Below are 545 nucleotides of genomic sequence, written 5' to 3' on the forward strand. Positions count from 1 at the left end.
AGCAAGACCTTGGCCGTCGGAAAGGCGTCGAGCATCAGCGCCGCCCCTTTGTAATCGCTCATCTGGCCTTCGCTCAGCAGCAGGATCAGCGGCCGCCCCTGGCCATCGCACACGGCATGGAGTTTTGAGTTCAGGCCCCCTTTGGTCCGGCCAATACGTCGGGGAACAGGCCCTTTTTTAAAAGGCTGGCCGCGGTTCTGTGGGCCTTGAGGTGCGTGGCATCGATCATCAATCGATCGGGTTTGCCGACCTTGGCGGCCAGCGCGGCGAAGATCTGGTTGAACACGCCAAGTCGGCTCCAGCGGATGAAGCGATTGTAGATCGTTTTGTGCGGGCCGTACTCCTTCGGCGCGTCCCCCCAGCGCAAACCATTCCGGATCACGAATATGATGCCGCTGATCACCCGCCGGTCATCGACCCGAGGCACCCCGTGCGATAAGGGAAAATAGGGTTCAATCCGGCGCATCTGCACTTCCGAAAGCAACAGCAAATCACTCATGGCAACACCTCCTAGTATTGCCATTGAATCAACCAATGATCATTCC

1 pseudogene is annotated in these 545 nt (G+C 58.3%); it reads right to left on the reverse strand.

The features are described 5' to 3' along the window. A pseudogene (locus NYP16_RS14395) lies at nucleotides 1–499 on the reverse strand (IS5 family transposase); the annotation flags it as partial. Nucleotides 500–545: the final 46 nt, after the last annotated feature.

Source organism: Govania unica, assembly GCF_027920805.1.
Taxonomy (GTDB): Bacteria; Pseudomonadota; Alphaproteobacteria; order Sphingomonadales; family Govanellaceae; genus Govanella; species Govanella unica.